This window comes from Brevibacterium sp. R8603A2 (assembly GCF_023072605.1).
GTDB classification, from domain to species: domain Bacteria; phylum Actinomycetota; class Actinomycetes; order Actinomycetales; family Brevibacteriaceae; genus Brevibacterium; species Brevibacterium pityocampae.
In genome coordinates, this window is the sequence record NZ_JALLGN010000001.1 from 262,196 (window position 1) to 287,341 (window position 25,146).

General features: G+C 72.9%; 20 protein-coding genes, 1 tRNA gene and 1 riboswitch. Of the genes, 6 read left to right on the top strand and 15 right to left on the bottom strand.

The features are described from left to right. Positions 1 to 4: 4 nt before the first annotated feature. Positions 5 to 4,990 (bottom strand): DUF4011 domain-containing protein, encoded by a 4,986-nt coding sequence (locus MTQ12_RS01165; RefSeq protein ID WP_247423298.1) that lies wholly within the window; start codon positions 4,988 to 4,990, stop codon positions 5 to 7. A 153-nt stretch (positions 4,991 to 5,143) separates the two neighbouring features. On the opposite strand from MTQ12_RS01165, the gene MTQ12_RS01170 reads away from it, so the two are divergent. Next, positions 5,144 to 5,216, top strand: a tRNA-Arg gene (locus tag MTQ12_RS01170). Positions 5,217 to 5,301: 85 nt separating this feature from the next. Here the strand turns inward: MTQ12_RS01170 and MTQ12_RS01175 are convergent. From MTQ12_RS01175 to MTQ12_RS01190, 4 genes are all read right to left on the bottom strand, one after another. Then, positions 5,302 to 6,084, bottom strand: coding sequence for an EcsC family protein (locus MTQ12_RS01175; protein ID WP_247423300.1), 783 nt, complete (start codon positions 6,082 to 6,084; stop codon positions 5,302 to 5,304). 120 nt (positions 6,085 to 6,204) lie between these two features. Next, positions 6,205 to 7,794, bottom strand: a complete 1,590-nt coding sequence (locus MTQ12_RS01180; protein WP_247423302.1) for a hypothetical protein — start codon at positions 7,792 to 7,794, stop codon at positions 6,205 to 6,207. 14 nt (positions 7,795 to 7,808) lie between these two features. Continuing rightward, the gene (locus tag MTQ12_RS01185) at positions 7,809 to 8,399 is read right to left on the bottom strand and encodes an ATP-binding cassette domain-containing protein (protein WP_247423304.1); all 591 of its coding nucleotides are present in this window, start codon (positions 8,397 to 8,399) and stop codon (positions 7,809 to 7,811) included. Between the two features lie 107 nt (positions 8,400 to 8,506). Beyond that, positions 8,507 to 9,508: a universal stress protein gene (locus tag MTQ12_RS01190; RefSeq protein WP_137318931.1), complete on the bottom strand. Its 1,002-nt coding sequence runs from the start codon at positions 9,506 to 9,508 to the stop codon at positions 8,507 to 8,509. A gap of 365 nt (positions 9,509 to 9,873) precedes the next feature. On the opposite strand from MTQ12_RS01190, the gene MTQ12_RS01195 reads away from it, so the two are divergent. Further along, complete coding sequence (locus tag MTQ12_RS01195) at positions 9,874 to 10,146, top strand: GlsB/YeaQ/YmgE family stress response membrane protein (RefSeq protein WP_137318930.1); 273 nt, start codon at positions 9,874 to 9,876, stop codon at positions 10,144 to 10,146. A gap of 219 nt (positions 10,147 to 10,365) precedes the next feature. On the opposite strand, the gene MTQ12_RS01200 is transcribed toward MTQ12_RS01195, so the two are convergent. The 5 genes from MTQ12_RS01200 to pdxH form a co-directional block, all read right to left on the bottom strand. After that, positions 10,366 to 10,869, bottom strand: coding sequence for an HNH endonuclease (locus tag MTQ12_RS01200; RefSeq protein WP_137318929.1), 504 nt, complete (start codon positions 10,867 to 10,869; stop codon positions 10,366 to 10,368). Positions 10,870 to 11,328: 459 nt separating this feature from the next. Then, positions 11,329 to 12,231 carry a C40 family peptidase gene (locus MTQ12_RS01205; RefSeq protein WP_247423306.1) on the bottom strand — a complete coding sequence of 301 codons (903 nt, stop codon included), beginning with the start codon at positions 12,229 to 12,231 and terminating at the stop codon, positions 11,329 to 11,331. Between the two features lie 2 nt (positions 12,232 to 12,233). Further along, a riboswitch (cyclic di-AMP (ydaO/yuaA leader) is annotated at positions 12,234 to 12,376 on the bottom strand. Between the two features lie 258 nt (positions 12,377 to 12,634). After that, positions 12,635 to 13,330 carry a metal-dependent transcriptional regulator gene (locus MTQ12_RS01210; RefSeq protein ID WP_247423308.1) on the bottom strand — a complete coding sequence of 232 codons (696 nt, stop codon included), beginning with the start codon at positions 13,328 to 13,330 and terminating at the stop codon, positions 12,635 to 12,637. Positions 13,331 to 13,439: 109 nt separating this feature from the next. Continuing rightward, positions 13,440 to 14,912, bottom strand: a complete 1,473-nt coding sequence (locus MTQ12_RS01215; RefSeq protein WP_247423310.1) for an aldehyde dehydrogenase family protein — start codon at positions 14,910 to 14,912, stop codon at positions 13,440 to 13,442. A 97-nt stretch (positions 14,913 to 15,009) separates the two neighbouring features. Continuing rightward, on the bottom strand, positions 15,010 to 15,681 hold the full coding sequence (gene pdxH / locus MTQ12_RS01220; RefSeq protein WP_217494910.1) for a pyridoxamine 5'-phosphate oxidase: 672 nt from the start codon (positions 15,679 to 15,681) through the stop codon (positions 15,010 to 15,012). 97 nt (positions 15,682 to 15,778) lie between these two features. Between pdxH and serC the strand changes: the two genes are divergently transcribed. Next, positions 15,779 to 16,912: a phosphoserine transaminase gene (gene serC / locus MTQ12_RS01225; RefSeq protein WP_137318925.1), complete on the top strand. Its 1,134-nt coding sequence runs from the start codon at positions 15,779 to 15,781 to the stop codon at positions 16,910 to 16,912. Between the two features lie 181 nt (positions 16,913 to 17,093). Here the strand turns inward: serC and MTQ12_RS01230 are convergent, their stop codons facing one another. The 4 genes from MTQ12_RS01230 to MTQ12_RS01245 form a co-directional block, all read right to left on the bottom strand. Further along, positions 17,094 to 17,591, bottom strand: a complete 498-nt coding sequence (locus MTQ12_RS01230; RefSeq protein WP_247423312.1) for a DUF456 domain-containing protein — start codon at positions 17,589 to 17,591, stop codon at positions 17,094 to 17,096. A gap of 17 nt (positions 17,592 to 17,608) precedes the next feature. Then, positions 17,609 to 18,580 carry a DUF3027 domain-containing protein gene (locus MTQ12_RS01235; RefSeq protein WP_247423314.1) on the bottom strand — a complete coding sequence of 324 codons (972 nt, stop codon included), beginning with the start codon at positions 18,578 to 18,580 and terminating at the stop codon, positions 17,609 to 17,611. After that, the gene (locus MTQ12_RS01240; RefSeq protein WP_137318922.1) at positions 18,580 to 18,954 is read right to left on the bottom strand and encodes a cold shock domain-containing protein; all 375 of its coding nucleotides are present in this window, start codon (positions 18,952 to 18,954) and stop codon (positions 18,580 to 18,582) included. Before MTQ12_RS01240 ends, MTQ12_RS01235 begins: the two co-directional genes overlap by 1 nt. A gap of 99 nt (positions 18,955 to 19,053) precedes the next feature. After that, positions 19,054 to 19,287: a hypothetical protein gene (locus tag MTQ12_RS01245; RefSeq protein ID WP_137318921.1), complete on the bottom strand. Its 234-nt coding sequence runs from the start codon at positions 19,285 to 19,287 to the stop codon at positions 19,054 to 19,056. Positions 19,288 to 19,408: 121 nt separating this feature from the next. Between MTQ12_RS01245 and MTQ12_RS01250 the strand changes: the two genes are divergently transcribed. Both MTQ12_RS01250 and MTQ12_RS01255 read left to right on the top strand, forming a co-directional pair. Then, complete coding sequence (locus MTQ12_RS01250; RefSeq protein ID WP_247423316.1) at positions 19,409 to 21,619, top strand: helicase-associated domain-containing protein; 2,211 nt, start codon at positions 19,409 to 19,411, stop codon at positions 21,617 to 21,619. After that, positions 21,616 to 23,316, top strand: coding sequence for a DNA repair helicase XPB (locus MTQ12_RS01255; protein WP_247423318.1), 1,701 nt, complete (start codon positions 21,616 to 21,618; stop codon positions 23,314 to 23,316). Before MTQ12_RS01250 ends, MTQ12_RS01255 begins: the two co-directional genes overlap by 4 nt. Positions 23,317 to 23,340: 24 nt before the next feature. On the opposite strand, the gene MTQ12_RS01260 is transcribed toward MTQ12_RS01255, so the two are convergent. Continuing rightward, the gene (locus tag MTQ12_RS01260) at positions 23,341 to 24,372 is read right to left on the bottom strand and encodes an EamA family transporter (RefSeq protein WP_247423319.1); all 1,032 of its coding nucleotides are present in this window, start codon (positions 24,370 to 24,372) and stop codon (positions 23,341 to 23,343) included. Between the two features lie 180 nt (positions 24,373 to 24,552). Between MTQ12_RS01260 and MTQ12_RS01265 the strand changes: the two genes are divergently transcribed. Continuing rightward, the gene (locus MTQ12_RS01265; protein ID WP_247423320.1) at positions 24,553 to 25,107 is read left to right on the top strand and encodes a CGNR zinc finger domain-containing protein; all 555 of its coding nucleotides are present in this window, start codon (positions 24,553 to 24,555) and stop codon (positions 25,105 to 25,107) included. Positions 25,108 to 25,146: the final 39 nt, after the last annotated feature.

Here is a 25,146-nt window from a genome sequence, read left to right on the forward strand (position 1 = left end):
CGCCTCAGCTCCGTGCGTCCCCGCCTTCGGAGGCGGATTCCCCGGCGTCGTGGGCATCACCGTCCTGCGCGACGCGCTTCCCGGGATGCTTGCCAGCACCGCCGCCATCCGCAGCACTCTCTGCTCCTTGGCCAGTGCTCTCCCGTGTGGTACCTGCCTCGGGCGCATGCTCCTCCTCCGAGCGTCGGCCCTGCTCGGACTCGCGGAGCCCGGCGTCGAGGAGGTCCTGCTCGCGGAGCTTGCCGGTGTTGTACAGCGGCATGACCTCGCTCTGGCCCACGGAGCCGCCCGCGGCGGGGAGGAACACCTCGTCCTCGGTGCGACCGGCCTGCTCGGCCGGCGGCGCGGCGGACCGCTTGGCCTGCGCATAGCGGTCGCGGTAGCGGGCGACGGCGGCGTCGAGCCCGGACTCCACGCGCCGGGAGCGGCCCTTGAGCGCGAGTGCGGCGCGCAGCTGCGCCTTGAGCTCGTCGTCGCCGCGGGACACACGGTCGGACTGGATCCAGTCGACCATCGCGTCGAGGTCCTCGGCGGAGTACGTGTGGAGCGGGAGCCCCGGGGTGAGCTTGGGGCGGTTGCCCTGCCGGCCCACGACCACCGCTGCGGCGCGGGCGGCATCGAGCACGGCCTGCGGGGAACGATCCTCGACGGTCTCCTTCCACATCTCGAAGATCCGATCCGCCTCCGCCTGCGGGTCGACGAACGCATCCGTCGACCACACCCGCAGATAGCGCCAACCGCGTCGGGCGAGAGCCTCCGCGCGGAGCCGCTCGCGCTCACGGATGCTCTCCGTCGCGGCGTAGTCCGCACCGTCGGTCTCCACCGCGAGCGCCATCCCCTGGGTGGGGTCGGCGGATACGGAGACGGCGAGGTCGATGTCCTCGTACCCCTCGTCGGAGTACACCCCGCTGCGCAGCAGGCGCTCGGCGATGTCGGAGATCAGCGGGTCGCGCTCCGCGTCACCGGCGGCGGGCATGGTGCGGCCGCCGGCGGCGGCGTCCGCGAGCAGCCCGGGCAGCACACGGGCGCCGTGGCGGAGGCGGGCGAGCTCGAAGTCGTCGGCCTCGAAGCACGACACGACGGTGAGCTTGCGCCGGGCGCGGGTCACCGCTGCGGCGAGCAGCCTCTCCCCGCCGGGCTTCGACAGCGCCCCGAAGTTGTAGACGACGCGACCCTGCCGGGTGCGGCCGTAGCCGAGTGAGAAGATCACGGCATCCCGGGCCATCCCCTGGATCCGTTCGCAGTCGGTGACGACGAACGGCTCCTTCGTCGGGTCGGTGAAGAACGACGCGACGTAGGGGTAGGTGCGGATCGCCTGCTGGATCGCCGCGGCGACGCGCTGCGCGTGCCACGGGGTGAGGGTGACAACGGCGAGCGACTGCCGCGAGCGGGTGCGCGCGTGCTTGAGCACGAGGTCGACGACGCGGTCGACCTCGACATCGAGGCTCTCGACCTGACCGGTGGCGGTGTCGGGACTGCCGAGCGCGTCGGGCACGAATGAGAACTCGACGCCGGAGCCCTCGTTCGTCAGGGCGGTCGGCAGGCTCGAGATCGTCGAGTCGTAGAACCGGCGGTTGACGAGGTCGACGAGGCCGGCCGGCGAGTGCCGGTAGCTCGTGTGGAGGCGGTGGGACGGGAGGAACTCCGCGAGCGCGCCGAACACGCTCGGGCCGCTCGCGTTGTCGCGCTGGCCGCGGCGGTCGACGGCGACGCTGAACTCGCGCGGGCCGAGCAGCCGGTCGTCGCCGAGTGCGATGACCTGCTTGGAGCGGGCGATCGCCGGGAGCACCTCGGTCACGGACATCCGCCCGGCGTCGGCGATGATCACGGTGTCGAACAGCGGCACGTCGGCGAAGTACTCCGGCACCTGGAAAGGACTCATCATCCACACCGGGGCGAGCGCGGTGAGCACGCGCGGTGCCTGCTCGCTCAGCGCCTCGACGTGGAGGTGGCGGGAGCGCAGGGCGTCGCGCACGGCCTGCGCCTCGTCCTGGTGCTCCTCGATCGCGCGCTTCCAGCCCTGGCCGTGGCTGTAGCGCAGCCGGGCGGCGCCCGCGGCGACGTACTGCTTGTCGCAGATCCGGTAGTCGGCGACGACGCGATGGAGCTCGGTCCCGTCGTGGCGGCCCACCTGGGGATCGGCGGCGGCGAGCTGCTTGAGCACGGTCGCCCAGTAGGCGAGGTCGAACTCCTGGCCCACGAGCTCGTGCGGCACGCGGCGTTCGCGCAGGTCGCTGAGGAGATCGCCGAGGCCGCGGCCGCGGAGCTCGGTGTCGATCCGGGTGCGGGCAGGCAGGTCCGCGAGGCTGTCGCGGTCCTCGCCGAGCGCCTGCAGCCGGGCCTGCGCCTCCTCGACGAGCATGGACCCGAGGTCCCCGCCGTCGGGGGTGTCGCTGAGCACCGGTTCGAGCTTGCGGAAGTCGGCGACGATCTCCTGGTGGAGCTCGTCGGCCTCGAGCAGGCCGCGCGGGATCTGCGGGCGGATGTCACGCCCGGCGATGTCGCGCAGCTCGGCGCGCTGCTGGGCGGCGGCGAGCAGTGCTGCGTGCATGTCGTCGACCGTCGCGCCGGGGCGCAGGAACTCGCGTGCGGCCTTCTTGTACCGGTTGCGCTCGAACATGCCCATCTCGATCTGGTGCTCGCGGCGATATTCGGCGCTGCCGGTCGCGGCGATGAGATCGGACAGGTTGTGGTCGTAGACGTCGGGCGAGAACCGGTCGAGCGTCCTGCGCACGCCGAGCAGGACGGCGAGGCAGCGGCCCCAGGCGTCGACGGTGCGGGCGGGGTTGAGGCCGGCTTGGCGGAGCAGCGGCTCGACGAGCTCCACGAGGGCCGGGATCTTCTTCCCGGCGCGCTCGGCGACGCGGCGGGCCGCCTCGGCGTCCTCATCGCTGGCGAACCGGGCGCCGAACCACACGGTGTCCTCGACGTCGAGGGTGAAGGCGCCGAGCTCGGAGAACTCGATGAGGCGGGCGCGGAGGTCCTCCCGCTCGGCCTCGCTCGCCTCGACGACGGACGAGTCGAAGCGCACCGCGGTCGACGGACCGGGTTGCTCGGCGGTGAGCTGCGCGAGGCGCCGCATGGTCGACAGCACGGACACGCCCCAGGGTTCGCGCACCCGGTGGAGCGACTCGGAGTGCTCGCTGAGGATCGCCCGCTGGTCGTTGAGCTTGGCGAGCAGACCGCCGAGGTCGGGGCGGGGTGCGCGTTCGGCGTCGGCGATGAGCGAGATCAGGCGGGTGTGGACCTCGGTCGGGGTCATCCGACCGTCGACGGCGAAGCCGCCGAGCCCGGCGCGCTCGAGGCGGGAGGCGAAATCGCCGAGCGCATCGGAGTTCTGCGCGAGGTAGAGGACGCTGCGGCCGGTGTGGGCGAGCGTGGTGGCGATCGCGACGGCGACCTGGGTGGCGCCGGTGCCGGGCGGGGTGTCGACGACCACGGATTCGCCCATCACGGCGGCATCAACGACGGCCTGCTGGTCGCCGTCGACGTCGATCGCGAGGAATTCCTCCTGCGGCTTCCGGTCCGGCAGCGGCCGGGGCAGCTCGCGCGGCTTCGGCGTCGGTGCGGACACGGCGCCCGGGTCCGCGGCGCTCGCCTCGTCCAATCCGGTGTCGTCCCGGTCGGAGCCCGAGGAGTCGTCGCGGGACGCCGAGCGCGGGGTGCGGCGCTCGGCTGCGTGCTTCCGTGCGGCCCGCTTCTGCTCCCGACGCCCGACCGGCACGGCGGTGCTGCCGGTGGGGGCGTCGTCAGCAGTGGAATCCTCGTCGGACTCGGCGTCGGCGGTCGAGGCGTCGGCTGCTTCGGACTCCCCGGTGCCGGAGCCGGCGGGGGGCGGCCCGTCGGGGTCGTCGGCCTCAGGGCCCTCGGTGCTGTCGGGCCGGTCAGGGCCGTCGGTGCTGTCGGTGCTGTCGGAGCCGATGGGATCGGCCTTCGCATCATCGGCCGGCGCGGCTTCGGGATCGTCGGAGGCACCCTCACGCGGGGCACCCTCCCCCGAGGTCTCCACCGCCGGCTTCTCAGCACCGGACGGGGCGCCGTCGGCAGCGGGCGCGGATGCGGCGGCCGGAGCAGCGGAGGCCTTCCCGGGGATGTCGGCGTCGAGGATCGGCTCGGTCGGCTGCCCCTCGTCGAGAGACACCTCGGCCGAGGATTCGCGCGCCGCCTTCCCGCCGGCCGGCGGCTTCCCGGCGGAGGGCGCCTCGGGAGCGGAATGCGACTGGACGCTGCGTTCGGGTGCCCGGGCGGCGGGGCCGCCGAAGCTGCGGCAGGCGGCATCGTCACCGGCGAGCGCACGGAGCACCGGGTGGCCGCCGGGCAGCTCCTCCCCGCTGAAGGGGGTCGTGATGTTGGCGAAGGTCGACACGACGAGACGCTGGTTGACGAGCAGGCCGGGGATCCCCTTGGCGAGCGCGCGGAGGCGCTCGAACACCGGGGCGGGGTCGAAGCCGTGGCTGTTGCCGGTCGCCTCGACCCATTCGTCGACATCGATCGTCACCCGGTGGTGGCGCTCGAGGTAGGACACGAGGGCAGGATTGATCGTGATCTCGTCGTCGAGCACGATCTCGAAGTCCTCGACCCGGCTGCCGCGGGGCACGAGCCGCACGTGGCGGAGCATGACGGGGGCGATGTAGTCGGTGCGGCCGCCGGACTCGTCGCGGCTCCAGGTGGCGAAGCCGATCGCGAGGTGCGCGGTGTTGATCCCGCGCTCACTGGCGAGCTGCTCGGCCTTCTGCCGGATCGAGCGGGCGCGACGACGGGCGTCGGACAGCAGCTCCTGGTCGCGGATCAGGCTCGACAGGCGCGTGGGCCGGCCGGCGAGCAGCTGGGCGAGCCCGGAGGGATGCGCACCGGTGAGCTCGATCGAACCGTCGCGGGAGTCGCGGTACTGGAGCATGGTGTCCCGGCCGCCGATCCGGGCAGCCTGTTCCTTCCACGCCGCGAACGTTCCGCCGACGGAGGCCTGAGTAGTGGAATCGGAATATGACACAGCTCGAGACTATCGGGATCGGGCCGCGATCACCGCCCGGCGCACCGTCAGCGGCGAAATTTCGGCGCCGATCGGACTGCTAGACTGTCCGTGCGCCGCGACCGGCGCGCCCCCACGATTCCGACAGGGCGCGCTGACCTGCCCGCGGCGCGTGCCCCCGTAGCTCAGGGGATAGAGCACCGCTCTCCTAAAGCGGGTGTCGTTGGTTCGAATCCAATCGGGGGCGCACTTCTCACCAGGGGAAACACTCCGGTGACCCGGCCAGGCGCTGCCGCCGCCGCGCACCCCGGCCTCCCCGTGGACGCGCGCGCTCACACCTGCGGGAACATCACGAGCGCGCTCCGTGCGATCTTCTTCAGCTGACCGCGGTCGCTCGCCGCTCCGATGACGCCGCCGAGGCCGGGGATCGCCTTGCCGAACAGCCGCACCGAGCGCAGTCCGAACCGGCGCAGGATCCGGCCGCCGATCGCGTTGGCGACCGCGGAGATCTCCGGCTGGGGCCGGCGCTTGGCGACCTGGCGGCTGGCGAAGCCGGCCACCGGCCCGAGCCCGATGTTGCGCAGCACGTCGCCGGACTCCTCGCCGACGAGCGCGGCGAGCACCCGGGTGCGCACCTCGTCGTCGCGAAGGTCGTAACCGCGCACGGAGGCGATCGCGGCGATCATGCGGGTGGCCTGGACGTAGAACTCGAAGACGTTCGTCGGCAGCAGCACCGGCAGCGTGATCGCACCGCCCAGGCCGGTGAGGAATCCGCCGGCGGTGATGCCGCGGCGGTGACTGCGGATGATGCGCCGGATCGCGAGCTCCGGGTCGCGCTTGCCGCGGCCGCGCTGGGCCTTCCGGGCGACCTTCTCCGCCGAGTCGAAGGTGAGCTTCCCGTCGATGCCGATGTCGCGGAACGCCTCGACCATGTGCTGGAGCGCGCCGCCGTCCTCGGCGGCCGGGTCCGCACCGGCCTCACCGGAGCGCGGCGGCTTCTGCGCCTCCTCCACGGCCTGGCGGGTGGTCTTTTCGTCCGCGCGGTCGCGGCGCAGAAGGCTGAGGATCCCCATGGCGACTCCGGTCTCGTGATGGTGGGTGAACCTCTCCATCATGCCGTGATCCGCCTCTTCGCGCATCCCCCGGCCGGCAAGGCGCCTGGACGGAATGCGCCGACGGCCCGAGGAGCCCCTCCCGGTGAGCTCCGCGGCTCGCCCCGGCCCGTCCGGCTGCTCTCATTCCGCGGCGCGCGCGGCGAGCCGGAAGTGCAGCAGGACGAGGAGCGTCGCGAGGGTGCCGCCGAGCAGCGCGAGCGCGGGCCCTGCTCCGACGGCGGCGAGCTGTCCCACGATCACCGCACCGATCGCCCCGGTGAGGAGCACCGCGTCGAAGTGCCAGAGCACGACGAGGACCATGACGGGGTCGCCCACCGGGGTGGGCACCGAGGAGGTGAGCATCGACACGGGCATCGCGCCCTTGGCGCTGTCGCAGGCACGCGCCGCGACGGCGAGGACGCCGAGGAGCACCGCGGCGAGCACCCCGGTCCGTCCCGCGTCCACCGGCGCCCCGGTCAGGAGCACGGTGAGAGCGGCGCCGGCCCCGGCGAGGACCGGCGCCGCGCCGGCAGGCAGGAGCGCGTGGAGTCCGTAGAGCCGGGCCGTCGAATACCCGTAGAGCGCCGGCGCTCCGACCGTCTCCGCCGCGTGCCGGAATCCGGCGCAGAGCACCCCGGAGGCCGTGAACAGCAGGGCGGCAGCCGGTGCGGCGAGCACCCACGCGGGCATCAGCGCAGTCGTCACCGCAGCCACGCTCAGTGCGCCCGCGGCGACGATCCCGGCCGCCCCCACGAGGAGGGTCGTCGGCGTGCGGGCCGCCCCCACGAGGTCACGCAGCAGGAAGCGGAGGGCGGTGGAGCGCGCCCGCACCGCCCGCCAGCCCCGCCCGGTGACGGGCACAGCGCGGTAGGCGGCGAGCGCGAAGGTGAGGTCGCCGGTCCCCGCCGCGGCCCCGGCCGCCTGCCTGCGCGCGGCCTGCGCGGCGAGCGCCTCGGCCCCGACCTGATCGAGAAGACGCGGGACGCACAGCGCGAGCACCCCGGCGAGCACGCAGAGGAGCACCACCGGCAGCCCGGCGAGCACTCCCCCGGTGTGCCCCGCGAGCGGGCCGGCGGCCGGCCAGCTGAGCCCGAACCAGCCCCAGGGCGCCACCCACTGCAGCGGCGGCACCGCGAACGAGGCGAGCACGTGCACCGCGACCCCCAGCGCACCGCACGCCGCACCCGCCCCCGGGCCGAATCCCGGGATCCGCGCCTGCCCGGCGAGCCAGACCACCGAGCAGATGAGCCCGAGTCCGGCGGCGGCGATGACGAGCCGGACGACAGCGAGCACGGGCACCCCGGCTGCGACGCCCAGCACCCCGCCGACGCCCCCGGCGACGATCAGGAGCACCCCGATCACAGCGAGCGCGGAGATCCAGAAGCCGCGTCGGAGCGCCGTGCGCCGGGGCACATCGGTGCGGGCGAGCAGGAGGACGGCGAACGGGGCGAGCGCCACCGGCCCGCGCACCCGCCCGAACAGCGCGAACGCGATGAGCAGTGCGCCGGCCGCAGCACCGGCCCAGCCGGGTGCGGCCGCGGCCACGAGGGCGGTGGACACCTCGGCGGAGGCGAGGAGGAGCACCGCGCCGCGGGCGAGCGGCACCCCGAGGACGAGCACGAGGAGGACGACGGCGTAGGCGATGACGGTGAGGTCGTCCCGGGAGGGTGCTGCGCCGCGCTGCCGGTGGAGCCGGCACAGGAGCGCGAGGCGGGAGACGGGGGTGCTCACGGAGGCCGCAGTGCTCACGCGGCCGGCTCGGCGAGGGCGACGACGGCATCGGCGACGGCCTCGACGAGCACCGGCGAGTGGCTCACGAGCACGATCGTCGTTCCCGCGTCCCGGCGACGGCGGAGCGCGGCGGCGACGAGACCGCGGCGGTGCTCGTCGAGGCGCTGCTCGGGCTCGTCGACGAGCAGCACCGCGCACGGCCGCACGAGGGTGAGGACGAGGGCGAACAGCTGCCGCTGCCCCGAGGACAGCTCGTGGGGGAAGCGGGCGGCGAGGTGGGCGATCGCGAGCTCGGCGAACACCGCATCGGCCCGCGCCTCGGCCTCGGGCAATGCGATGCCCCAGGAGGCGGCGACGAGGACGGCGTGCTCGCGCAGCGTGAGATCGCGGGCGAGCGGCGGCAGCCCGAGGTGGGCGGCGACGAGTCTGCGGAACTCCGGGCTGCGGTCGTCGGCGGGGCGCCCGGCGATCGCCACGGTGCCCGAGGTCGACCGGGCGCGGCCGGCGAGCGCTCGCAGCAGCGTCGTCTTGCCGGCCCCGTTGGGCCCGGTGACCGCCAGCGCGCGCCCGGCCGCGAGCGCGAAGGACGTCGGTGCGAGGAGCACCTGGCCGTCGAGGGAGACGCCGAGGTCACGGGCCTCGATGCAGGCGTGCGGGCCGCCGGGCTCGGGACCGCCGGGAACGGGTGCGCCCGGGCGCGGGCTGCCGCGGCTCAGCGCGGCACCCTCACCACCATGGTCGGGCAGGCGGCATAGGGCAGCACCGACTGCGAGGTCGAGCCCAGCAGCAGGCCGGCGAACCCGCCGCGGCCGCGCGAGCCGATGATGAGGACGTCGGCGGTGTCCGAGGCGCGCACGAGCACCTCGGCCGGCTGGCCGTCGAACAGCGTCCAGTCGACCTCGAGCCCGGGGTGCTCGGCGGCGACGGCGGTGCGCGCGGACTCGAGCTTGTCCGCACCCTCGTCGAGGAACCGCTTCATGTCCCCGGTGCTCGGCAGCCATTCGGGGCCGACGACGGTGGTGGTGAGCACACCGAGGATGTGGAGCGGCGTGCCGCGGTGCAGCGCGTGCTCGGCGGCCTTCCACAGCGCCGGCGACTCCTTGGCGAGCGAGTCGACGCCGACCACGACGGAGCCGGAGAAGTCGAGGCCCGGCACCGCCTCGGCGGTCTCGTCGTAGCCGAGGAGCTCGCCGCGGCTCGAGCGGACCGGTCGGGAGGAGCTGTGCTTGGGCGCGGTCTCCCGGCCCGGGGTCCACCCTACGGGGACGACGATCGTCGGGCAGTGGGAGTGGGCGGGCAGGGCGCTGGAGACGGTGCCGAGCAGGCGGCCGGCGAAGCCGCCGCGCCCGCGGGAGCCGACGACTGCGAGCGAGGCCTGGCGGGACTCCTCGACGAGGACGCCGGCGGCATCGCCGATCTCGATGACGGCCTCGACGGGGACGCCGGCGGCCTTGACCTCGGCGGCGGCCTCCTTGAGGGAGGCGGTCACTGCCGCGCGGATCGAGGTGTCGTCGATCGGGACGTAGGAGACGTCGATCGTCGCGGCGGCGACGCTCGGGATCGTGTAGGCGCCGACGAGCCGGATCGACCGTCCGAGGGCCCTGGCCTCCTCGATCGCGAAGCGCAGGGCGTTGCGGCTCGCCTTCGAACCGTCCACGCCGACGAGCACGGCTTGGGGGTCGGCGACTTCTGGGGAGGAGAGTTCCTCGGTCACGGCAGCTCCTTCGTGGCGGTCTCGCGTGCGCCCGGTGGGTGCGCCGCACCGGTTCGGGCGCGGTGTTCTCGCTCACACCGGTGTGCCCACGATACCCGGATGCGGCGGTCGTGCGAACCGCTGGTCATGCGCATGGTTCCGCGGATCTCACGACTCGAACGGCGTTCGCCGCTCACCCCGGAACACCGGATCCCGCCGCTTGTCGCGCCGCGCCGGGCCGGACGATCATTGAGGCTCACAAGTATCCTTGATATATTTAACCGGTAATCGTCAGGAACTACTCCTGCTCGGTGCGGTAGGTCCGCATCACAGAATCCCGGCAGTCGCAGACGGCTGTCCGGACATCCAGAGATAAGGATCAACTCATGGGTATTCTCGCATTCCTCGTCCTCGGCCTCGTCGCCGGCGCCATCGCCAAGGCGATCCTCCCGGGTCGTCAGGGCGGCGGCTGGCTCGGCGCCCTCGTGTGCGGCGTCATCGGCGCCCTGCTCGGCGGCTGGATCGGCTCGGCTCTTTTCGGTGAGGGCGTCGACAAGTTCTTCTCGCTGAGCTCCTGGCTGCTCGCCATCGGCGGCGCACTCATCGTGCTCGTCGTCTGGGGCTTCATCTCCGGTCGCGGCTCCCGCGCCAACCGCTGATCACCTCAGCACACCGCTGAAGGGCGGTGCGATCCCTCCGGGAATCGCACCGCCCTTTCGCATGTCCGGGAATCCCGGACGGTCGAGCAACCTCTCCTCCCCCTCCCCTCTCGAAGCACCGGGCACGGGAGTGTGGGGGTTTCGACGATGAGTATGAGCTTCAACGCCACCACTCTCGACCGGAAGCCCCACACTCGCCCGGTGGAGTCGCGGGTCGGCTCAGGCGGCGGAACCGTATTCGAGGAACGGCCGCCACGACTCTGCGGGGTTGTCGAGGTCGCGCAGCCACCAGCGGCCGACCCGCGGCACGTCGGGGACGAAGCCGAGCACCCAGCCCATCTCCTCGGGCGTCCGGTTCCCCTTGATGTTGTTGCACCTCCGGCAGCACGCCACGAGGTTGCGCCAGGTGTTGCCGCCGCCGCGCGAACGGGGCAGCACGTGGTCGACGGTCGTCGCATGGCCGGCGCAGTAGGCACAGGCGAACCCGTCCCGGCGCAGCACCCCGCGCCGCGACAGCGCCACCGAGCGACCGGACGGCGGCCGCACGTAGCGGCGGAGGATGATCACCGAGGGCTGCGGCATGGAGACGTGGACGCTGCGCACCGGTGCATCGTCGTCGGCCGCGAGCACGGAGGCCTTGCCGGCGAGCACGAGGACGACCGCCCGGCGGTAGGACACCACCGACATCGGCTCGTAGCCGGCGTTGAGGACCAGGGTCTTCATCCGCGCTCACCCGCCCGGGAAACAGCGAAGGCGCTGCGCGAATGCGCAACGCCTCCATGCTCCACAACCGTCGGTATCGAATCGACGATGACATCACCGAGCAGATTCCGGGACCGGCTCCACGCCGCGCAGAGGCGCACGGCGGCACTCGGCCCGGTCCGATGGACCGGCACCCGGTCTCCCTGCGATGCGGCGCTCACGCGGCCTCCTGTCGGATGAAGTGCAACGGCTGGAACCAGAGTAGCGGAGGCCGGCGCCCGCGCAAGCGTCTGCGCGGTCGCAGCGCGCCGCCCCCACCATGATTTCCACGCCGGTTCACCCACCGTTCCGCGACTGCTCACGAGCAGGGCCGGGGCGGAGCATGCGGAATGCTCGCAGACACGACGGAACCCGCCGCCGGGTGGACCATGACCCGGGCGGCGGGTTCCGTCAGTGCGTCGGGCCGTGCCCGACCGTGGATCAGAGAACGCGGATGTAGGTGACCGAGCCCATCCACGAGTGGCTGCGGTACGAGGTGTTCGAGCTCGGGGAGCCCGCGTCGTACATCATGCCGTTGCCGGCGTAGATGCCGATGTGGCCGGGACTGAATACGAGATCGCCGGGCTTCGCCTCAGAAGCCGAGACGACAGTCCCGGCAGCCTTCTGCGCGCCGGAGGTGCGGGGCAGGTTCACGCCGACCTTGTCGTAGACGAACGCTATGTAACCGGAGCAGTCCCAGCCGCTGGGGGTGGTGCCGCCGTAGACGTAGGGCACGCCGACGTACTGCTTGGCGATCGCGATGACCTGCTCGGCCTTCGAGCCGTCCGGCACGGAGACGCTGTCGCTCTTCTTCTCGCTCTTCTTGGAGTCCGAGGAGCGCTCGGTGCTGCGCGAGGTCGAGGAACCGCGGTCCGAGGAGTCCGAGGAGCGCTCGGTGCTGCGCGAGGTCGAGGAACCGCGGTCCGAGGAGTCCGAGGGCTCGGTCGAGTCGGAGCTCTGTGCGGGGGCCGGCTCCGGTTCGGGCTCAGGCTCGGGCTCCGGAGCGGCGGTGGAGGTGGTGGTGGAGACGTTCGAGGTGCCGGGCAGTGCGGCGTCGTCCTCGGTGTCCTCGGCGGCCTCCGGGATGACGGTGGCGGCCTGGTTGGAGAAGTCGGCCTCGACGTTCGAGTCGGCGGCCTCGGCGGAGACGACCGCGTCGGACTTCTCATCGCCCTGGGTGGCGGCCGGGAGCACGGCGGTGGCCATGAGTCCACCGGCTGCTGCGACGACGGCCGCGCGGCGACCGACGACACCGGAGTTGGCGCTCAGCGCCTCGGTGAGCTCGGTCAGCGGGGTCTTGACGGGGGTGCTGGCCGCGCGGCGGCCATGCTTCTTCTGTGCCACTGGTGTGTCCTCCACGAAACCTACGAGGTGAGCTGTCGGGCTCGAGCTGGAGTTGCTCGGTCGCTCGTGAGTGAACTTGGCCCCGAGTCCCGGTGTCCGGGACGAGTGGTGGTTCCCCCGTTGCCGCTTCAGGTCCTGGTCTCCGCAGGCGGGAGCGGCACTCGGTTGCCCACCTGGAGCCGGGTTCGGTGGAACCCGACCGCTCAACCGTAACCGATGCCGGACCGCAATGTCACATTTGGATCACGGGTTTCGTGACAAAAGTGTCAGGTCGGCAACAAAACCCCAGGTCAGGGCGACTATGAGCGTCGAAAAAGTTCTGTAACGAAAGCCTGCGAAGCCGTGATCCGGCGTGTCGGCCGTGACCGGAACGTGACGGTCGCGCTGCTCCCAACGCGCGCGATCACTCGCCCTCGAGCGGGCGCACGAAGACGTTCGCGGCGGTCTCGAGAGGCAGGTCGAGCACGGTCGCGGCCTCCGGGGCGCGCAGCGTGATGTACTCCCCGGCGGGCTCCGCAGTGACGGTGGCCCCGGGCAGGATCCCGGTCTCGCGCAGCTGGACGAGGAGATGGGCATCGACCTGGAGCGGCTCGGCGAGCCACTCGACGCACACCTCGGCCCGGCCCTGGGCGGGGCAGGCCTCGGTCAGGGGGACGACAGGGGCGGCAGGCGCGGCCTCCGCGCCGATCGCGTCGAGGCCGGGGATCGGGTTGCCGTAGGGACTCGTGCTGTGCTCGGGGAGCATCCGCACGAGCCGGCGCTCGACCTGCTCGCTCATCACGTGCTCCCAGCGGCACGCCTCGTCGTGGACGAGCTCCCAGTCGAGCCCGATGACATCGGCGAGGAGGCGTTCGGCCAGCCGGTGCTTGCGCATGACCGAGGTGGCGAGCGCCCGGCCGGTCCCGGTGAGCTCGAGGTGCCGGTCGGCGTCGACGACGAGCAGGCCGTCGCGCTCCATCCGGGCCACCGTCTGCGACACGGTCGGCCCGGAGTGGTCCAGGCGCTCGGCGATGCGTGCGCGCAGCGGGACGATCCCCTGCTCCTCGAGCTCCACGATCGCCTTGAGGTACATCTCGGTGGTGTCGATGAGATCGTTCACTGGCGGTTCCACTCCTCTGTGCTCACCGGGACAGTCTAGCCCGGCACGGTAATACGGCTCGGCAGTCCGCCGGTGGGCGGACGGCCGTGCAACGGGCCGACAGCCGGCCTCAGCCGGCGTTGATGTAGGCGGTCTTGTGGACGGTGTAGAACTCGCGCGCCGCCCGCCCCTGCTCGCGCGGGCCGTAGCTCGAGCCCTTCCGGCCGCCGAAAGAGGTGTGGTAGTCGACTCCCGCGGTGGGGGCGTTGACCATGACCATGCCGGCGTTGGAGTGCCGCTTGAAGTGCGCGGCGTGCTGGAGCGAGGTGGTGAAGATGCCCGAGGACAGCCCGAACGAGGTCCGGTTCGCCACGGCGAGCGCCTCCTCGTAGTCGGCGACCTCGATGACCGAGGCGACGGGTCCGAACACCTCCTCGCGGTTGATCGTCATCTCCTCGGTAGTGCCGGTGACGAGGGCGGGGGCGAGGAAGTAGCCCTCCGTGCCGGTGTCGACGACCGCGCCGCCGTGCACGGTCCCGCCCTCGTCGGCGGCGATCTCGAAATACTTGCGGTCCTGGTCGAACTGCGACCGGGACACGACCGGTCCCATCGTCGTGTTCGCATCCCGCGCGTCGCCGACGACGAATCCGTCGATCCGCTCCTTCACCCGGGCGACGAACTCGTCGTGGATGTCGGAGGTGACGATGAGGCGGCTCGAGGCGGTGCAACGCTGGCCGGTGGAGAAGAAGGCCCCGTTGACGGCCGCCTCGACCGCGGCGTCGAGGTCCGCGTCGCCGAGCACGATGAGCGGGTTCTTCCCGCCCATCTCGCACTGCACCTTGGAGCCGGCGGCCGCGGCGTTCGCGATGACGCCGGCACCCACGCCGACCGAGCCGGTGAAGGTCACCGCGTCGACCTCGCTGGAGCCGGAGATCGCGTCGCCGACGACCCGGCCGGGCCCCATGACGAGGTTGAGCACGCCGTCGGGGAGGCCGGCGTCGATGAGGATCCGCACGAGCTCGTGGGCGCTCGCCGGGACGAGCTCGGCGGGCTTGAACACAACGGTGTTGCCGTAGGCGAGCGCCGGGGCGATCTTCCAGGCGGGGATCGCGATCGGGAAGTTCCACGGGGTGACGACGCCGACGACGCCCACCGGCTCATGGGTCATCTCGACGGTGAGGCCGGGGCGCACGGACTCGACGAGCTCGCCGGTGTTGCGCAGGGTCTCCCCGGCGAAGAACTTGAAGATCTGGGCGGCGCGCATGACCTCGGCGGTGGCCTCGGAGACCTGCTTGCCCTCCTCGCGGGCGAGCAGCTCGCCGAGCTCCGCCGCGCGCTCCTTGATCACGGTGCCGGCGGTGTCGAGGATGTCGAAGCGCTGCTGCACGTTCCCCAGCGACCAGGCCGGCAGGGCTGCGCGGGCGGCGGTGATCGCCTGCTCGACGGTCGCGGCGTCGGCGCGGGCGAAGCGGCCGAGCACGTCGGAGGTGTCGGAGGGGTTGATGTTCGCGCTGCGGTCCTCGCTGCCGACCCACCGGCCGCCGATCCAGTTGTCGAACTGTGCCTCGGGGCCGTAGGCGGGTGCGGTGGTGGTGTCGGTCATCGTGGGATTCCTTCTCTGTGCGATGGGGTGTGGTCGAGGTGGGGTGCGGACGAGGTGAGGCGCGCCCGTCGGCACGCTGCCCCGCTGCGGGGTGCGCTCAGGGGTCGAGGCGGGCGACGGTCCAGGCAGCGGCGTCGTCGAGCGCGGCCGGGCGGTCGGCGGACTCGTAGACGAATCGGTCGTGGAACCGGTTCGCCTGCCCCTGCCAGAACTCGATCCGGTGGGGGGCGACGGTGTAGCCGCCCCACTGCTCGGGGCGCGGCACCTCGGCGTCGGCGAACTCGGCCTCGACCCGGTCGAACGCGGCGTGCATCGCCGCCCGGGAGTCCACGGGCTGCGACTGGCGGGAGGCCCGCGCCCCCACCTGGGCGCCGCGCGGGCGGGCGGCGAAGTACTCGTCGGACACCGCCGCCGAGGTGCGTGTCGCGATCCCCTGCACCCGCACCTGCCGGTGCATGTCGTGCCAGGGCAGGACGAGGGCGACCCGCGCGTCGGCGGCGATCTGGAGGCCCTTGGCCGAGGTGTAGTTCGTGAAGAAGGTGAAGCCAGCGGGATCGACGCCCTTGAGGAGGACGATCCGGGCATCCGGACCGGAGCCGGAGGCGGTGGCCAGGAGCATCGCGTTGGGTTCGCGGATCTCGGCCTGCGCCTCGGCGTACCACTGGGAGAAGAAGGTGAATGGGTCGGTCCCGGCGGCGGCCTCGCCGCGGGCACCGTACTCCACGCGCTGGTCGGACAGCCGGGACAGCGGCGAACGGTCATCGGTCATGGATCCACACTACTGCGCGGGGACGCGGGTGCCCAGGGTGTCCGCGCGGTGGGCCGAGGCGCTCGCGCGTACGGCGCCGCGGTAGGATCCCGGTGTGATGAACGCAGAGCAGACCGTGAAGATCCCGTCCGAACTCCTGCCCGCCGACGGCCGGTTCGGCTCCGGCCCGGCCCGCATCCGCCCCGCCCAGATGACCGCCCTGCAGGCGCTCGGCACGACGGTCATGGGGACCTCCCACCGGCAGCCGCCGGTGAAGAGCCTCGTCGCCCGGACCCGCACCGGGCTGACCGAGCTGTTCGACCTGCCCAGCGGCTACGAGGTGGTGCTCGGCAACGGCGGCTCGACAGTGTTCTGGGACGTCGCCGCGTTCTCGCTCGTGCGCTCGCGTGCCGCACACGCGACCTTCGGGGAGTTCGGCGCGAAGTTCGCCGAGGCCACCCGGACCGCACCCTTCCTCGAGGACTCGGTCATCACCGAGGTCGCCCCCGGCACCGGGGCCGTGCCCACCGCAGTCGAGGGCGCGGACGTCTACGCCTGGCCGCACAACGAGACCTCGACCGGAGTCGCGACGACGATCACGCGGCCGGCCGGCATCGCCGAGGACGCCCTCGTCGTCGTCGATGCGACGTCCGCCGCCGGCGGACTGGCCGTCGACATCCGCGAGACCGACGTCTACTACTTCGCCCCGCAGAAGAACATGGGATCCGACGGCGGCCTGTGGCTGGCGATCATGTCCCCGCGCGCGATCGCCCGCGCGCACGAGATCAAGGACTCCGGACGCTGGATCCCGGCCTCGCTCGACCTCGTCACCGCGATCGAGAACTCGGCGAAGAACCAGACGTACAACACCCCGGCAGTGGCCACGCTGGCGCTGCTCGCCGAGCAGATCGAGTGGATCAACGGCAACGGCGGGCTCGCCTGGGCCGCCGAGCGCACCGCGCGGGCCGCCGCGGCCGTGTACGCCTGGGCGGAGGAGAATCCGGCGACGACCCCGTTCGTCGCCGATCCCGCCGACCGCTCGAACGTCGTGTGCACGATCGACTTCGCCGAGGACATCGACGCCGCGGCGATCGCGAAGATCCTCCGGGCCAACGGCGTCGTCGACGTCGAGCCCTACCGCAAGCTCGGCCGCAACCAGCTGCGGATCGCGACCTTCGTGTCGGTCGAGCCCGAGGACGTCACCGCGCTCCTCGGCTGCATCGACTACGTGCTCTCCGCGCTGGGGAACTGACCCCGGGCACCTCGTCCGCACCGAGCCGCCTCGGGCGGTCGCTGCGAGTGCTTCTCACGGGAGCAGCTGGTTCTGCGCCGATCCGGGGCGCCCGCGCCTCGAATCGGTCGTCATCCGCAGGAACAGCTGCACCCGCGGCGGGAGGGCCCGCGGCGGGAGGGCCCGCGGCGGGACGGCCGCCTCAGACGAAGAAGTGGATGACGGTCGCGACGGCGAAGGCGCCGGCGGCCACGGCCGCGCAGCTGAACTCGACGGCGATCCCGATCCCGGCGGCCTTGATCGCCGTCCAGCTCGAGTCCCAGGCGGCGCGCGCGTCGCGGCGGCGCAGGTACTCGGCGAGGTAGAGGCCGGCGACGAAGCCGACGAGCAGCCCGACGACGGGGATGACGAAGAAGCCCACGATCGCGAGCAGCCCGCCGATGAGGAGCGAGGAGGTCGGCACCTGCTCGGCCTTGAGACGCCGGCCGGTGAGGATGAGCGAGGCGCTCATGCCGAGCGCGACGAGCACGGCGATGACCGCGAAGGCCGTCCACACCGGGGCCGAGCCGAGGACGAGCGCCCAGATCAGCGCGGCGATGCCGATGAGGATCGAGCCGGGGAGCACGGGGACGACGATCCCCACGCAGCCGACGAGGATCGCCGCCCCGGCGAGCACCGTGGTGACGATGTCGAGCGTCATCGTATCCATCGCGGCGCTCAGCCCGAGGCGCCGCTCGTCGACACCTCGGTAACGGGTGCATCGGCAGCCGGCGCCTCGGCCGCGGGTGCCTCCTCAGCGGCAGACGCCTCAGCAGCAGACGCCTCGCCGGCCGACACGTCGACGGTGTCGTGGAGGTCGTCGATGACGGGCTGCGCGGTCTCCGGGGCCTGCCGCTCGACGTCGGTCTCGGAGTGCGCACCGCAACCGGCGTCGAGCGCGACGACGCGCCCGTCGAACGGCGACCACTGGTTGGCGCACACCCCGAACTGGGTGCGCAGGCTGCCGGCCATCGGCAGCAGGTAGCCGCAGGTGACGCACTGGGCCGAGGCGCGCTTGGCGAACTCGCCGTCCGGTCCGGCCTCCGAGTCGTGCCAGCGCTCCGCGGCGTGGGAGATCCCCTGGGCGGAGAGCACGCGGCGGCGGCCGAGCCCGAGCTCGAAGATCGGCAGCTGGTCGACGGCGTCGTCCTCGTCCTCGGCGAGCGGCACCTGTTCGAAGCCGGCCTCGAGGTTGGGATCGTCGTCGACCTTGGGCAGGGTGTCGCGGGCGCTCAGGTCGCCCGGCTGCAGGCGGTCCTCCCACGGCAGCCAGCGGGGCGCGACGAGCGCGTCATCGCCGGGCAGCAGCGCGGTCTCGCACACGGTGATGGTCTTCGAGCGCGGGGCGCGGGCGAGCACGGCGACCCAGTGCCAGCCGCGGTAGGCCTTCGCGGTGCAGGCGAAGGAATGGGTGGCCAGCCGCTGCCCCTCCATCACCGCGCCCAGGTGGGCGCCGATGTGGTTCGGGTCGGCGACCTCGGCGATCGCGCTGCGGGCGGCGTCGACGGCCTCGAGGAGGAGCGAGTCCGGGCTCGGCCGGGCGGCGCGACGGGCGGTCGGGCGATCCGCGGCGGCGGCGTGGGCAGGAGCGGACCCGGCGGCGGGTGCCGGTTCCACGTCGTGCAGCCAGCGGGAGAAGAGTTCCGACATCAGCCCTCCAGGTCGTCGGCGATGGCACGCAGTACTTCTGCCACCTTATGCGAATGCCCGCTGTCGGGATAACGGCCCCTGCGCAGGCCGTTCGAGGTGTCGTCGAGGAGCCGGATGACGTCCTCGATCATCATCGCCGTCTTGTCCGGGTCGCGGCGGGCGCGCTTGGCGACCGGGGGCTCGATGAGCCGGGCCTTGAGCACCTGCTTGCCCTTGCGGCCGTCGATCATGTCGAAGTCGAGGCGGGTGCCCTGCTTGATCTCGGCGCCGTCGGGCAGCGCGGTCGAATGGAGGAACACCTGTTCCCCGTCGTCGGCGGTGACGAAGCCGAATCCCTTGTCGGCGTCGAACCATTTGACTCGTCCGGTCGGCATGATGTCCTTTCGCGGGAAGTGATGTGTGCAGTGGTGGTGCCCGGGGAGCGGCGCAGCGGCGGTGCCGGGCGGCGGGGCGCCGGGTGCGGGCAGCGCAGCTCAGGCCCGGCGGCGGCGTGCGATGGCGCGGGCGAACTCCACGAGCAGGAGGAGGAACGCCACGGGGATCGTGATCATTCCGATCCAGGTCAGGGCACCGGACGGCGTTCCGCCCGAGACCCCGACGATGACGACGAGGGCGAGCGCGACGAGTCCGACGAGGCTGAGCGCCAGGGCGGTCACGACGATGATCGCATCGGCGCGGCCGGTCTCCGCGGTGGGTTCGACTGCCATGTGCCGTACCTCCTCCGTGCGGTCGTGGGTCTGGTCGTGGATCATGTCGTCGGTGCGGTCGTGGGCACGGTGGCCCCGATCCCGCAAGCTCCACCATTGTAGCCGGACTACACTGGAGCGGATGCCTCAGCTCATCTCCTTCGCCTCCTGGCTCTCCCGCGCCGAGGACTCCTGGTTCCTCGCCGTGTGCGAGGCCCGGCCGGACCTCCTCCGCAGCGACACCCCCGACGCCGCGGCCCTGGCTGCGCGGGCCGCGACCCGGGCGGCCGTCGCCGCCGCCATCGAATCGCTCGACACCGAGCAGCTGCGCGCCGTCCACCGCGCGGCCGTGGCCGCCCGCGTCGATCCCGCGGTCCCCGCGTCCACCCTCGCCGCCGCGCCCGGGGTGCTCACCCGGCTGCTCGCACTCGGCCTCGTCTGGCCGGCCCAGGCCGAGCACATCGCGGACCCCCTGTCCGCCCCGCTCCTGCGGGTCCATGCGGAGACGGTCGGCCTGCTGCCGACCTCCGCGGCGGACCGCGCCCAGGACATCGACTGGCTCACCGCGCAGCGCCCGGTCCCGGTGGAACCGGTGCGGATCCCGGCCGCCCTCGTCTCCAATGCGCAGGCCGCGGCCGCCTCGGGCCTGCTGTCCGAGGTGCTCTCCCTCCTCGACGCCGTCGACGACGACCCGCCCTCCCAGCTCACGAGCGGCGGGGTGGGCAAGCGCGACGTCCAGCTCCGCGCCCGGGCCGCGCGCCTCGAGCCCGAGCACGCGGTGTTCCTCCTCGAGCTCGCCGGAGCCTCCGACCTGCTGGGGGTGGGCGGCTCCGACGTCGACCCGCAGTGGCTGCCGACGGCGCACTACGACGAGTTCCTCGCGCTGCCCGGCGCCGAGGCGCACGCCCGGCTGCTCACCACCTGGCTCACCGGCACCGTCGACACCACCCACGTGCTCGCCGGCCGGACCGGGCGCGGCGAGCGCGTCCACGCCCTGTCCTCGGCCGCCGGGCACGGCCGCCTCAACCCCTACGCGGGCTTCCCGTCCGCGCTCCCCCAGCTCCCCCTCCTCAAGCACCTCGTGCTCGCCGCGCTCCTCGCGGCCGCTCCCGCAGACGGCGCGGCGGACGCCGGTGCGATGACCGGCGGCGCAGATGCCGAGGTCAGCGACGCCTGGGCGGTCCCCGTCGACGCCCTGCTCGCACAGCTGCGCTGGGAGCGGCCGCTCGCCGCCGCGCTGAGCCCCGGAACGCTGGCCCAGGTGCTCCGCGAGGCGCAGGCGTTCGGACTCGTGTGCTCCCCACTCACCGCCCCGCACGCCCACGGGCTCACGGGATTCGGACGGCTGGCCGCACGTGCGCTCGTGACCGCGATGCGCGCCGCCGCGACGCCGGCCGGCTACGATCCGGCGCTCGTCGAGCTCGGGCCGGAGCTGCCTGCCCGGGTGGACGCCGCGCTCCCGGAGCTGCAGACCACCGTGCTCGTCCAGTCCGATCTCACCGCCGTCGCCGCCGGGCCGGTGGCGCCGCGCCTCCACGCGCAGCTCGACGACATCGCGCTGATCGAGGCGCGCGGGCAGGGGACCGTCTACCGGTTCACCGCCGATTCGGTGTCCCGCGCGCTCCGACGGGGGCGCTCCGCCGCGGACGTCCTCGCGTTCATCGAGCAGGTGTCCTCGACCGGCGTCCCGCAGCCGCTGCGCTTCCTCGTCGAGGAGGCCGCCGCGAAGCTCCACCGGGTGCAGGTCGCCCCGGCCCGCGCCGTCGTCGTCGTCGACCGGCCCGACGACCTCGACCCGCTGCTCGCCGACCCGCTGCTCGCCGGCGCCGGCCTCGAGCGCATCGCCCCCACCGTGGCGCTCGCGAAGGTCTCGCAGGACCGGCTCACCACGCTCCTCGAGGCGACCGGGCAGCCGATCGGCTCGCACAGCGCCGGGGCGGGCCCCCGGCCGCGCGCGGTCCGCCGCCGGCACTCCGGCGCCGTGGCCCGCAGCTCGCTGCGGATCCCCGCGGACGAGCGTCCCGCCTTCATCGCCGGCCTGCTGCGCGGCCGCACCGCTGCGGCTCCGGTGCAGGCGGGCGCGTCCCCGCTCAGCGTGCTCGACGTGCTGCGGGAGGCGCAGGCCGCCGGCCGCGCCGTCGAGGTCACCGTCGTCGGCGCCGACGGGGCGCGCCGACGCCTCGCACTGCGCCCCACGCAGATCACCGGCGGCCGCGTGCGCGGAGTGCGCCAGGCCGGCGGGCGCACCACCGAGATCGCCCTCGCGGTGTCCCGGATCGCAGCGGCGGCTCCGCTCGATCCCCCTGCCGGGGAGCCGGACGGCGGACCGGCGGCCGAGGCGGGGCCGGCATGAGCGGCCCGCTCATCGTCCAGTCGGACCGGACGATCCTCCTCGAGGCCGCCCATCCGGACGCCGCCGAGGCGGCCGTCGCGATCGCGCCCTTCGCACAGCTCGCCCGCACCCCGGAGCACGTCCACACCTACACGATCACCCCGCTCGGGCTGTGGAACGCGCGCGCCAGCGGCCACGACGCGGAATCCGTCGTCGACACCCTGCTCGAGTTCGCCGGGCACCCGGTGCCGCACGAGGTGCTCCTCGACATCGTCGACATCATGGACCGGTTCGGCGTCCTCACCCTCGTCACCTCGCCCGTCCACGGGCTCGTCCTCACGAGCGCCCGCCCCGAGCTCCTCGACGATCTCGTCGGGCAGCCGGAGCTGGCCGGCATCCTCGGTGCCCGGATCGATGCGGGCACCGTCGCCGTCCACCCCTCCGAGCGCGGCGAGCTCAAGCACCGCCTGCTCAAGCTCGGCCACCCGGTGGCCGACCACGCCGGCTACGTCGACGGCGAGGCCCACAGCATCGCCCTCACCGCCGACGCCCCGGAGCCGGACCCGGAGGCCGAGGCGGCCGACGACGATGGGTCCGGGCCGGGGAGTCCGGCGCACTGGCACCTGCGCGACTACCAGCAGCGGGCGGTCGACTCCTTCCTCACCGGGGAATCCGGCGTCGTCGTGCTGCCGTGCGGGGCGGGCAAGACCGTGGTCGGGGCGGCGACGATGGCCGCCGTCGGCACGACCACGCTCATCCTCGTGACGAACTCGGTGTCCGCCCAGCAGTGGAAGGCCGAGCTGCTGCGCCGCACCTCGCTCACCGCCGAGGAGATCGGCGAGTACTCGGGCACCGTCAAGGAGATCCGGCCGGTGACGATCGCGACCTACCAGGTCCTCACCACCCGCCGGAAGGGCTCCTACCTCCACCTCGAGCTGCTCGATGCGCGCGACTGGGGGCTCGTCGTCTACGACGAGGTCCACCTGCTGCCCGCTCCGGTGTTCCGCCTCACCGCGAGTCTGCAGGCGCGCCGCCGCCTGGGCCTCACCGCGACGCTCGTGCGCGAGGACGGGCGCGAGGAGGAGGTGTTCTCCCTCATCGGCCCCAAGCAGTTCGAGACGCCGTGGAAGGAGATCGAGAAGGCCGGCTACATCGCCCAGGCGACCTGCCACGAGGTGCGGGTGCGCCTGGATTCCGGCACCCGGATCGCCTACGCCCGGGCCGACGGCGAGGACCGCTACCGGCTCGCCGCCTGCTCGGATGCGAAGGTGCCTGTGGTCGAGGACCTCGTCGCCGCGCATCCGAGCGCCCAGGTGCTCGTCATCGGGCAGTACCTCGACCAGCTCGAGGAGCTCGGGGCCGCGCTCGGCGCGCCCGTCCTCACCGGGCAGACCCCGGTGAGCGAGCGCACCCGCCTGTTCGATGCCTTCCGGTCCGGGGAGGTGCGCGTGCTCGTCGTGTCGAAGGTCGCGAACTTCTCCGTCGACCTGCCCGAGGCGTCCGTCGCGATCCAGGTGTCCGGCGCCTTCGGCTCCCGGCAGGAGGAGGCGCAGCGCCTGGGCCGGATCCTGCGCCCCAAGGCGCACGCGGAGCCGGCGACCTTCTACACGGTCGTCGCCGCGGACACCTTCGACGAGCAGTTCGCCGCGCACCGTCGCCGGTTCCTCACCGAGCAGGGCTACGCGTACACGATCCACAACCACCCGTTCGAGGACTGAGCCTCCCGCCGGTCAGCCGGCAGCTCAGCCGTCGACGGCCCGGAGCTCCGGGCTCGCGGCATCCCCGGCGGCACGGGGGCCCGCCCCGGAGCTCGCGTCCTCGGTGAGCGCGTCCTCGGCCGCGGTGACCTCGTCGACCACGACCTCGCGGACGGGGGCGCGGGACTCCCCGAGCTTGATGAATACGACGCCGGCGATGATGAACACGCCGCCGACGAGCTGCACGTAGCCGGGCAGCTCGGAGAGCACGAGCCAGGCGACGAGCACGGAGAACGGCACCTCGGTGAGGTTGACGAAGCTCGACACGGTCGCCCCGATCATCCGCAGGCCCATGACGCCGGTGAGGTAGGCCCCGGCGGTCGCGGCCGCGAGCAGCCCCACAGCGACCCACCACGGCACCTCGGCCCCGCCGAGGTCGACCGGGACGGAGGTGAAGGAGTACTCGAGGATCCCCGTGGGCCACAGCGCGAGCATGACACCGGCACCCACACCCATGCCGAGCCCGGTCAGGGCGACGGGCGGGATGTCGATGTCGGCCTTCGCCCCGATGAGGAAGTAGGCGCACAGGCACACCGCGGCGCCGAGCGCCAGGAGCACCGCGCCGAGGTGGAGCTCGGCCCCGCGCGGGTCGAGGATGAGCACGAGCCCGAGCATCGCGGTGACCATGCCGGCGAAGGTCGCCGGTGCCGGGCGGCTGCCGGTGCGCATCCACACCCAGAACACGATCATCAGCGGTGCGGTCATCTCGAGCAGCAGCGCGACGGCCACGGTGAGGTGCTCGACGGCGAGGAAGTAGAGGAGCTGCACGCCGACGATCGCGACGACGCCGTAGACGACGACGATGCGCCAGTGCGCGCGCACCGCGCCCCAGCGTCCGCGCATCGCGACGACGGTGGGAACGGCGAGCACGATCGCGCAGCCGAGCAGGCGGAGGAGCACCACCGCGCCGGGCGTCCAGCCGACCGCGTACATCGCCTTGGCCACGGGGCCGGATGCGGCGAACAGGAACGACGACAGGAGGGTCAGGGCGAGACCCAGCGCGACCTGCTGCTTCATGGTGTCCTCCTCACGGGATGATGGGGAGTGATCTGCATCACTCATGAGTGTTCGACATTTGACTCATGACAGAGCCCCGCCGGATCTCAGTAGACACGATCCCTGGCTCATGAGTCAAATGCGTGATGCGCCTGACATCTGCTGCGCCCGGGAAGGCCCGCCCGGTAGACTGGTCCGACCATGACCTTCACCTACGAGGCGCGCTCCAACCTGCTCATGCTCGTCGACCTGGTCAACAGCGGCCGCCGGGACGTCGAGGACCTCCCCGACCCCGCATCGCTCACCGAATTCGTGCGCACCCACGGCTTCTCCGGCCCGCTCACCGGGACCGCGACGGAACTCGAGCGGGTGCACGCGGTCCGCTCGGAGTTCGCCACGGTGTTCGGCGCGGACTCCGTCGAATCGGTCGTCGCCCTCGTCAACGCCACCCTGCTGCGATGCAATGCGCTCCCCCAGCTCGTCGACCACGACGACTGGGGCTGGCACCTCCACGCGGTGGCGCAGACCGCGCCGCTCGCCGACCGGATCGCGATCGACATCGCTCTCGTGCTCGTCGACGTCGTCCGCGACGGGGAGCTCTCCCGCCTCCAGCACTGCGCCGCCGAGGACTGCGACGCAGTGTTCGTCGACTTCTCCCGCAACCGCTCGAAGCGGTACTGCGACGTCGGCAACTGCGGCAACCGGGCCCACGTCGCGGCCTACCGCAGACGGCAGGAGGCCGCCGAGGCCGGTTGAACCGGACGGGCAGGGCGCCTTGTGCCGCACGGTCGGCAC